Source organism: Parendozoicomonas sp. Alg238-R29 (assembly GCF_947331445.1).
Classification (GTDB): Bacteria; Pseudomonadota; Gammaproteobacteria; order Pseudomonadales; family Endozoicomonadaceae; genus Sansalvadorimonas.
This window is the reverse complement of record NZ_CAMZOG010000115.1, coordinates 1-10,369: the sequence shown is the minus strand read 5'-3', so window position 1 is coordinate 10,369 and position 10,369 is coordinate 1. Positions and strand designations below refer to the sequence as shown.

Sequence of the window (10,369 nt, the reverse complement as noted above, 5' to 3'; positions counted from 1 at the left end):
CGTTGCAGCGGTAGCGTTGATGACCAGATGTATTCACAGGTACAGTGAGGGCACCGCGGGTGCTGATCAAAGTAATTTTGGGCATGGCGGTAAGGTTGTGTGCAAACATGTCAGCTGTTCAGGGGACAATGTCCTGAGAGATTTCAGGAACTCTTGGAATTGTGTTTGCTGCACGACGATGGTTTTAATTACACGACAGAAACCGGTGCTCAAAAGTATAGTTCATGCACCAATATGTATTGTGAACAGAGACAACTGTCAGTTGTCAGTATTACTTTCCTTTTTGTCATGAATTGTTTGGCTCTGTTCACAATAAATGTGGGTTAAGCCAATGAGATGCCTCCTGATCTAACAAACGATGGTGATTGGGTACGTGCCAACAACACGACTCTGGGTGCTGACAACGGTATCGGCATGGCAGCCGCCATGGCGGTTCTGGCCGCGGATGATGTTGCTCACGGCCCCCTGGAAGTTCTGATTACTACCAACGAAGAAGACGGCATGTCCGGCGCTCAGGGTCTGAAAGAAGGTCTGTTCAAAGGCGACATTCTGTTCAACCTGGACACAGAAGAAGAAGGCGAAATTTACGTTGGTTGCGCTGGCGGCGTGCGTATTATTGCCGAATCTGACTACACTCCAGAAACGCTACCTGAAGGCTATGCGGCTCGCACCCTGAGCATCAAGGGTCTGAGCGGCGGTCACTCTGGCTGCGATATTCATCTGTATCGTGGTAACGCCATTAAGCTGATGGTTCGCGCTATTGAAACCCTGAAGCCTTTTGGTGTTCGCTTGTCCAGCTTGAACGGTGGAACGCTGTTTAATGCCATTCCCCGGGAGTCTTCCGCAGTTGTTGCTCTGCCCGCAGCTCAGATTGCTGCCGCCGAAGCCGCTCTGGACACTTTTGCTGGTGAAATCTGCAATGAGTATCAACTGGCTGACCCAGAACTCAACATGACCTGGGAAGACACCACTGCCAAACAGGTGCTGCCTGAAGACATACAAACCATTTGGGTGAATACTCTGCACGCTTGCCCTAACGGCGTTCTGCGTATGAGCGATGTGATTGCTGGTGTAACTGAAACCTCTGCCAATCTGGGTGTTACAAACATTGCCGAAGGCAAAATCGTGGCTCAGGTTCTGCCCCGCAGTATGGTTCACTCAGCCCAGGAAGACACCCGCCAGACTATCCACGGCCTGTTTGCTCTGGCCGGTGCCCGCACCAGTGATAACCATGGTTACCCTGGCTGGCAGCCTGCGACTAACTCCCCTGTTCAGCAGCTGGTTCAGGATGTTCACCACCAGTTATTTAACAAAAATGCAGTATTCAAGGTGATTCACGCGGGTCTGGAATGTGGCCTGCTGGGCAAGAAGTACCCGAACTGGGATATGGTCTCTTTCGGACCAACCATTAAATTCCCCCACTCTCCTGCTGAGAAGGTGCACATCGCCAGTGTTGGTCGCTTCTGGCAGTTGCTGGTTGCGTCTCTGGCAGAAGTGCCTGCGGCTTAAAGTGTGAAGCGGTTATTGCGTTGGGTTGCGCCTTGCGGCCAACCCAACCACTCTTGTTTATTACTCTCCCATTACTCTTCCATTAAACTCCGGGCCAACAAATTCACCGGGTGCAAAACCTTCTTCGAAGTACTCATCTCCACCTGCATTTTGCAGGTTTCACAATCAGTCACCACAAAGTCACAACCACTCTCTTCTATCTGCTGGAATAACGGTTCGCCAATGCCCTGTGCAGTTTCGTAGTTTTCCTTTTTAAAACCGTAAGTACCGGCAATACCACAACAGTTGGAATCCAGCTGTTGCAGTTCCAGTCCGGGAATATCCCACAGCAATTTAAGGGTATGCAGAACACCACCAGCTTTTATCAGATGACAGGGGCTGTGATAGGCCACTTTCAGATTCACCGGCTTCATCTCCGGCTTATTGCCAGCTTCAAACTCCCCCGCCAGAAAGCGGGTGATAAAACTGATGCGGGATTGCACCTTTTCGTTCTTCACTCCCAACATATCGGGATAATCTTCCCGCAACATCAGCGAACAACTGGAGGAGCTGGAAACTATACGCTCACTGCCGCTTTCCAGTGCCTGCTCACAAAACGAGGTGTTAAACTCGGCATTCGCTCGGGCTTTGTCGTGAAAGCCATTGGCTACCAGCGGTACGCCACAGCACTTTTCCTTTTGCAGCAGTCGCACACCAATATTCATGGCATTCAGAACTGTGACCAGATCCATACCCAGTTGCGGATCGTTAAAGTTAACGAAGCAACCATGGAAATACGACACCTTGCGGGCATGCTGCTCCTGCCTGGAGGCCACAGACTTGAATGTACTACGGAAGCTTTTTGTCGCGTAGGCCGGGAAGCTTCTGCGCTGATCGATGCCCAGACCTCTATCCATCAAGATTTTAGTGGGCTTCAGGCTGGTAATTTTGTTAACGATTGGTGCTGAACCACGGGTTAATCCACCCATTAAATCGGTATGGCTGAGCAGGAATTCCCGTAATTTGAAACTGTTATCGCCATACTTCTGTTTGGCGGTGGCAATAATATCGGCGATACGCACATTCGATGGGCAAGCCACTTCACAACGCTTACAGCCGGTACAGTATTTCAGAGCGTCGTCCATAAACTCCGGGCTTTTCAGGCGAAGGCGCTCACCATCCGGGCCGCACTGCTTGGGGCCAGGGTAATCCGGCCGCACAAGAGATACCGGACACTGAGAAGAACAGGCCGTGCATTTCAGGCAGCGATCGAAAGAGCGATCATGGTTTTGGCCACTGCCGTTGAGGCTGAAAAGGTTCATACTTGCTGCCCCTTAACCTGACAAATAACATTTTCTGCAGCTTGCCAGCCTGTGCTGATGGCCACACCGCCACCGGAACACTCCTGCACCGGATCATACCCACCCAGAACCGCTCCGCTGACATGAAGATTATGTAAACCTTTTCCTGCCACCATCGGTTGGCCGCTTTGGTTCAGAGCAACACCACTACGAACAAAGTTCTGCCCTTCCGGTGCCAGGAACTGATGACTACTGAAGTCTTTGGGTTGATCCGCCCAACTGTGAAGATCGAGATTAAATACAGGCTCCTGCACAGAGCAGGGGTCACTCATGGACTCTTTTACAGATTGCAGGCCTTTGCTGAAAAAGCTGCCGCTAGCAAGAATAAAGTGATCGGCAGACAGCAGGTCTTCACCGGTGCTGACGCTCATGACCCGGTCACCATCAACGGTTCCATGACGAACTTCGGTGCCAGGAATCAGGAAACCTCCCAGAGCACGGAATCGATTACGCAGGGCTTTATGCAAACGTAAACCATGAACAGATGGTGGCAATGTGGCGATGTCGATAATGTTTAAACCTGTACGCTGACGCAACTTTTGTAGACGATTGCAGCCAAGATCAGGATCGAAACAAGCGGGCATAACAACCAGTTCGGCGTCCTGCACACGCTCACTCAACACCCTCGCCAGAATATCCATATCCCGGTCACCCATAGCGCTTGCCAGTTGCGGGGCGCGCATAGTATCGGCCGTTGCCCCGTGACCATGTTCAAGGGGCAAGTTGATATTAAAGTGCTCAACAGCCACACTTCTAAACGATGGATGTTGTTTCAATCCACACATAGCCAGTTCAGGCATGAAATCCAAAAACCCGGTGATATTTACAAACACCACTTTCTGCAGACAGGCGCCATCACCGTGGAAACATTCCCAGGGCATAGCTTTTGTGGCTGGCTGACTTAACCATGTAGGGCGAAGGGATCCTGCCGCAGTGATGCGCCATTGGTTTTCACGACAGTCGCTGGCTAAACCAAGTTCTAACCCAACCTCGGCCATCTGTCCGTGAAACCAGCCCAGCGACTGAAAGACTTTCTCACGTCCTATTTTTGCGTAAGGATGACCAGGGCTCAGCTCAGCAAGGCAATCAATCGCATCAAACGGGCGTCGTACAACAGGCTGCCCTGGGATGGAACCCAGCACATCTATTGAACCAGAAGCAAACGTCAGTGCACTCTCACCACCAGATACCACTGCCACTTTAAGACCGGCTTCGGCGCAACGAATACCGGCGGTCAGGCCTGCCAGCCCGCCCCCAACAATCAGACATTCATGTATCATGCTGTGCGCTCCTCATCCTGAGCGGTATGGTCTGCTGTGGTATGGTCTGCTGTGGTATCAACCGCATTGGCGGCGCAGGTTGCCTGCTGCCTGAGACTTCCCAATCCCAACAAACCTTCCTGTACCCAATAGCTGAATTCCGCTTCCCGCAGGCCATCCCCCCACAGTACCGGCCTTACACCTTTCCAGCGTTCTTCAATAAAATCCTGCAGAGTATCAAGAGCATCAATCTGATCACTGCGGGATTCCGCCAACAACCCTGCCGTTCGGCAGGCGCACATCTCTCCCTGACAAGGGCCCATGCCAACACGGGTTCGACGGCGAAGGTCTGACAAACTGCGGGCATTCAGTTGATCAACGGCGTAAAGAATTTCACCCCGAGTGACCACTTCACATTCACACACGACAGCATTACACCACTTGCTATCTTCCTTCACGAAATCTTTAGCCCGTTCACCATGACGGTAAACAGCGGAACCTGCGACGGTTTTAGGCAAGGAGGAGTCGGCCAGACTGTAGCCGCCAACCTGAACGTTTTTGCCTTTGCTTTTATCTTGATCCGACAGAAGTGCACCGGGCAGAGGCTTACTGGCGGTTGAACATTTTTCAGAAACACCCAGATGCCTGACAGCCATATCGGTGGCAACTTCTGCCATCAGGCGGTAGGTCATCAGCTTACCACCGGTGATGGTAATCAACCCTGGCAGCGCATCGGATTCAGCGTGATCAATGGCGACCAATCCCCGACTAATCGTTCTGTCGGAGCCATCAGAGGAGAGAGATACCAGAGGGCGCACGCCACAATAAGCACGCAACACCCGGGCATTCATCATTTCCGGCGCCAGCTTACTGCCTTCTTCCAACAGCACGCGCACTTCTTCGTCTGTGACTTCGAGGGTTTCCAATTCATGACGGCCAACATGCGTGGACGTTGTACCAATGACGGAAACGGTATCTCCCGGCACCAGAATGTCGGCATCCCCCGGTTTGCGACAACGGTTAATCACCATGCCATTCAAACGGTGGCCCATAATCAACAGCGCACCGCGGGAGTGATACATATCCACCGAAAGGTCGGCGTATTCCATTACTTCATGGCACCAGGCACCGGTGGCGTTGATAACCTGACGGGCACGAATTTCAAACAGTTCGCCGGTGCGCTGATCCCGGCACTGAATGCCCTGTACATGGCCCATTCGAATGATCAAACCAACAGCTTTGGTATCACTTAATAAAGTGCCACCATGTTCACGGGCGTCCAGAATATTAGCCGAGGTAATTCGAAATGGATCAATTGTTCCGTCTGGAATTCTCACCGCGCCAATCAAAGCCGGGTTAACAGATGGTTCCAGTTGCAATGCCTGTTGTGGCGTTAAAATTTCTGTGGGAATGCCGGCACGAGCACAGCCGTTTATAAAGTCTTGCTGATAACTCAGGCCGTCTTCTGGCAATGAGATAAACAAGCCATCCGTCTTCTCAATACAATGCCCGGCAATATGCTTAAGGGTTCTATTTTCACGAATACATTCCGCTGCTGAATGGCTGTCGGTTACAACGTAACGGGCACCGGAATGCAGAAGGCCATGGTTACGCCCTGTGGTACCGCTGGCGATGTCGTTACGCTCCACCAGGATCGAGCGCATTCCCCTGAGACAACAATCCCGAAAAACACCCGCGCCCGTAGCGCCGCCGCCGATGATGACAACATCTGCTTCTAGTCGTCTCATAATGATGCACACCAGTTTTTATATATCCGATTTTACATATCCGACAATGTTACTGTGTGTGCAATCCTGTTGTTTTGATACAGAACAAACACCGCCGTTATGGATACAACTCTATGAAAATGCGGAATATTTCAGAGTAGCTTCCAACAAAAAAAGGAAAATGTTCGTGTTAGTTTGATTTTGTTGATTACCATCAACTCACAAAAAACAACAATGGGAATAATAAGCCCCTCTCGCACTGAATGTACATTGGGCAAGGTTATGAATAGAGAAACATTATTTGGCGAATGCATATCGGAAGTGATAGGCACAGCGCTGTTAATTATTTTTGGCGCTGGCGTTGTTGCTGCCCTGGTTCTGGCTGGAGCCAGCTTTGGACAATGGGAAATCAGTATTGTTTGGGGTATGGGTGTTTCTATCGCTATTTATGTGACGGGCGGCGTATCTGGTGCACATATTAATCCTGCTGTAACAATTGCCCTGGCTGTATTCAAAGGCTTTGAGAAAGCCAAGGTTATTCCTTACATCATTTCACAAATTATCGGTGCATTTCTTGGTGCCGCTTTTGTGTACATGATCTACCAGCCACTGTTTGCTGAATTCAATGCTGTGAACAACATTGTTCCTGGAAGCATTGATCACCTTGCTACCGCAGGCATCTTCTCAACTTACCCCATGGCTGTATTAAGTAACGGCCATGCATTTATGGTGGAAGTATTTATTACTGCCATTCTGATGTGCGGTATTCTGGCTCTGGGCGATAACAACAATGGCGCTCCAAAAGGTGCTCTCACAGCTGTTATGATTGGTGTTCTGATTGCCGTTATCGGTTGTTCTTTCGGCCCGCTGACTGGCTTTGCCATGAACCCTGCTCGTGACTTCGGCCCTAAATTGTTTGCTCTGTTCTCCGAGTGGGGCACAGTTGCCATAACCGGCGGCCGCGACAACCCTTACTTCTGGGTTCCCATCCTTGGCCCAATCGTTGGTGCCAACCTGGGTGCCTTTATTTACACCCGCATTATTGAAAAGCAGCTGGTTCTTCTGAAGGAATGCGGCACTCCTGGCTGCGAGCCTCGCATGGATCAGGAAGGTTCCACTTCTGTTGAAGAAGCCCTGAGCGCTGCTGAAGAAGCCCTGAACGCTAAGTAATTGTCAGGTTTTGGTTAATTACTAAACGCAAAGTCATTTATTTCCTTAATTTTCTTCACGACAATAGGCCCTGGAAACGGGGCTTTAAGGACTGGGTCATGACCAACGAAACCAAATATATTCTCTCTCTCGACCAGGGCACTACCAGCAGCCGCGCCATTATTTTTGATCGCAATGGCGGAATTGTTGGTGTTTCTCAGCAGGAGTTTAACCAGCACTACCCTCAGGCGGGCTGGGTTGAACATGACGCTATGGAGATCTGGGCGACTCAACGTGGCGTAATGACTGAAGTTCTGGCCAAAACGGATATCAAGCCTGAGCAAATTGCCGCTATTGGTATTACCAACCAGCGTGAAACCACTGTCGTTTGGGACAAGAATACCGGTCAGCCAATCTATAACGCTATCGTTTGGCAGTGCCGCCGCACCGCGAGCACCTGTGAGCAATTGAAGCATGATGGACTAGAAGACTATGTACGTGAAAATACCGGGCTGGTGGTAGACGCTTACTTCTCCGGTACAAAAGTTGCCTGGATTCTGGACAATGTTGAAGGCGCACGCGAAAAGGCAGAAAAAGGCGAGCTGCTGTTCGGTACTATCGACACCTGGCTGACCTGGAAGCTGACCGAAGGCAAGACTCACGTCACCGACGTGACCAATGCTTCCCGCACCATGCTGTTCAACATCAAGACACTGGAGTGGGACGAGAAGATGCTGAAGGCTCTGGGTGTGCCTCGCAGCATGCTGCCTGAAGTGAAGTCCAGCTCTGAAGTTTATGGCCACGCTACCATCGGTACGACGACAGCTCCAATTGCAGGTATTGCTGGTGACCAACAAGCCGCACTGTTCGGCCAACTGGCCCTTGAAAAAGGTATGGCCAAGAACACTTATGGTACTGGCTGCTTCTTGCTGATGAACACTGGTGAAGAGCCAGTCAAGTCTGAAAATGGCCTGCTCACCACAATTGCTTACGGCCTCGACGGAAAAGTGAATTACGCGCTGGAAGGTTCCGTATTCGTAGCAGGCGCCAGTATTCAGTGGCTGCGTGATGAGATGGGCCTGATTCGTGATGCGGCAGATTCTGAGTATTTTGCACGCAAGGTAGAAGACACTAACGGTGTGTATGTTGTGCCAGCCTTTGTGGGTATGGGGGCACCTTACTGGGACTCTTACGCTCGCGGCACTATTGTAGGCCTGACCCGTGGTGCAAACCGTAACCACATTGTGCGTGCGACTCTGGAATCCCTGGCTTATCAGTCCCGTGATGTTCTGGACGCTATGCAGAAAGATGCCGGCCTTGAGTTGAACCAACTGAGTGTTGATGGCGGTGCTGTTGCCAACAACTTCCTGATGCAGTTCCAATCTGACATTTTAGGTTCCAAAGTTGTTCGCCCAACGGTTATTGAAACTACCGCTGCTGGTGCTGCTTATCTTGCAGGTTTGGCAGTGGGTTACTGGGCAAACACTGAAGACCTGCGTAAGAACATCAGTGTTGACCGGGTATTCGAACCGGTTATGGAAGAAGAGAAGCGTGAGAAGGTTTACCACGGTTGGCAACGTGCCGTTCAGCGTTCTCTGAAGTGGGAAGAAGAATAAACTACCATTTTTTGCCTGACTGAAAGTTAATTCGAACCCTGAAACGGAGCCATTGGCTCCGTTTCTTTTGCCAGTTTTCATCAGCTTTTCGCTGGTTTTTTGCCGTGACGAATACAAGATAAGTGTTGCATAATTGTGCCATTGGATTTTTTAACACATGGATTGATAGGCTACGCCTGAAAACTCTATGGGGCGGTAGCGTTCTTTCATAGCGTTCAATTGCAGTCAACGGGGCTTCGGACACCACGCCCTCCTTTATTCAGGACATGGGTGTATATCATTGTGGTGTTAACATTAGAATGCCCGAGCAATTCCTGTACTGTACGAATGTCATACCCACTTTCTAGCATATGCGTTGCAAAGCTGTGCCGAAATGTATGGCAGCTGGCGTGCTTATGAATACCAGCTTTGTAAATAGCAGCTTTCACATTCCTCTGAATGTGGCGTTCATTAATATGATGCCGGCCTATTTTTCCTGTACGCGGATCTCGGCTCAGCTGAGTGCTGGCAAAGATAAATTGCCAGGCTAACTCTTTGCCTGCATTGGGATACTTTTTTGCCAAAGCTCCGGGGAGATGTACATGACAGACATTCTCTGCAAGCGCTTTTTGATGAAGCGCGGCTGAATGTTCAATGTGCTGTTTTAAATTCTCTATGATTTTCTGGGGCAACACTGTGACCCGGTCTTTACTGCCTTTACCTTCCCGCACAGTAATTTCACTGCGGTGAAAATCTACATCTTTTACCCGTAAACGAATAGCTTCCATTAAGCGCATTCCAGCGCCATACATAAGTTGAGAGATGATCAATGGTGTACCTTTTAAATGAGAGAGAACAAGCTCTGCCTCGTTTCTGGAAAAGACAACAGGTAGTTTTTTCGGCCGTTTAGACTGAGACCATTCGTTGATAATCAACTCTTCACGCTGCAGCACGTGGCGATAGAGGAAGACCAATGCGCTTAATGCCTGTTGCTGCGTACTGACTGATACATGACGCTGCATAACCAAGTAAGAAAGAAACTGGCTTATTTGCTCCCCTCCCATACTGGCAGGGTGCTTCATGTTATGAAATTTTAGATATTGCCTTATCCAGCTCCAATAGGCTTTTTCAGTTGAGTAGGAGTAATTTATTGTTCGCAATGCTTGCTGGAACTGCTGTTGCAATTTCATGAACTTGAAACCAGGACTGTATAAATAAACAGTAAAAATAGTTCGCCTATGCAACTTTCTCAAGGTATCTTTAACTTTTTGTTTTTAATAGGTTTTTAATGGAAATCTAATGCTAACCATTCTTAAGCGGAAAATATTGATTCTGACTTTACGACAATATGAATAAAGTGTGTTTTTATTGATATTGGCTCTAAGTATTTGGTATTACTGGGAAGCAGCGGTTGGTTAGTTGATTATTAGATAGCTTATTATACGGCTTTTGGCGTATATTCAGCTGTTGTGCGTCAATGTGCAAATATTAATGTTTCGGTCTGTGCTTTCCTGAAAAACAACCAAGAGTTTTGTGGAGCTGGCAATCAAACATTGGAGTTTGCCACGTGTAAATCCTGAAAGTTCATTCTTTCAACGTGTTTATCCTGCAAACATTTTTCGGGCTGCTTCCGAGTTATGCCAGCGCAAATATTTGGGGTTTCAGTTCCCAGCCTGCATTTCTCACGTTTCGTGAAGCTGGCGTTTCAATATTTTCGTTTGTTCCCGGTGCAATGCCAGCTTTAACATTTTCACGTTTTCAATGTCCGCGCAGCTGGCAAGCGGTAGCGT

General features: G+C 49.4%; 7 protein-coding genes. 3 read left to right on the top strand and 4 right to left on the bottom strand.

Annotated elements, in window-relative coordinates; all coding sequences use genetic code 11:
* Positions 1-336 precede the first annotated feature (336 nt).
* Positions 337-1,509 (top strand): beta-Ala-His dipeptidase, encoded by a 1,173-nt coding sequence (gene pepD, locus QMA35_RS19765; protein WP_281648871.1) that lies wholly within the window; start codon positions 337-339, stop codon positions 1,507-1,509.
* Between the two features lie 71 nt (positions 1,510-1,580).
* On the opposite strand, the gene glpC is transcribed toward pepD, so the two are convergent.
* From glpC to glpA, 3 genes are read right to left on the bottom strand one after another with little or no spacing between them, the layout of a single operon-like run.
* Positions 1,581-2,810 carry an anaerobic glycerol-3-phosphate dehydrogenase subunit GlpC gene (glpC, locus tag QMA35_RS19760; RefSeq protein WP_281648870.1) on the bottom strand — a complete coding sequence of 410 codons (1,230 nt, stop codon included), beginning with the start codon at positions 2,808-2,810 and terminating at the stop codon, positions 1,581-1,583.
* Positions 2,807-4,129 (bottom strand): glycerol-3-phosphate dehydrogenase subunit GlpB, encoded by a 1,323-nt coding sequence (gene glpB, locus QMA35_RS19755; protein ID WP_281648869.1) that lies wholly within the window; start codon positions 4,127-4,129, stop codon positions 2,807-2,809. Before glpB ends, glpC begins: the two co-directional genes overlap by 4 nt.
* On the bottom strand, positions 4,126-5,856 hold the full coding sequence (gene glpA, locus QMA35_RS19750; protein ID WP_281648868.1) for an anaerobic glycerol-3-phosphate dehydrogenase subunit A: 1,731 nt from the start codon (positions 5,854-5,856) through the stop codon (positions 4,126-4,128). The genes glpB and glpA overlap by 4 nt, the downstream gene beginning before the upstream one ends.
* A 261-nt stretch (positions 5,857-6,117) precedes the next feature.
* Between glpA and QMA35_RS19745 the strand changes: the two genes are divergently transcribed.
* Positions 6,118-7,005, top strand: coding sequence for an MIP/aquaporin family protein (locus QMA35_RS19745; protein ID WP_281648867.1), 888 nt, complete (start codon positions 6,118-6,120; stop codon positions 7,003-7,005).
* A gap of 98 nt (positions 7,006-7,103) precedes the next feature.
* A complete protein-coding gene (glpK, locus tag QMA35_RS19740; RefSeq protein ID WP_281648866.1) occupies positions 7,104-8,600 on the top strand; it encodes a glycerol kinase GlpK in 1,497 nt (498 codons plus the stop codon).
* 215 nt (positions 8,601-8,815) lie between these two features.
* Here glpK and QMA35_RS19735 read toward each other — a convergent pair whose 3' ends face one another.
* Positions 8,816-9,769, bottom strand: coding sequence for an integron integrase (locus QMA35_RS19735; RefSeq protein ID WP_281648865.1), 954 nt, complete (start codon positions 9,767-9,769; stop codon positions 8,816-8,818).
* Positions 9,770-10,369: the final 600 nt, after the last annotated feature.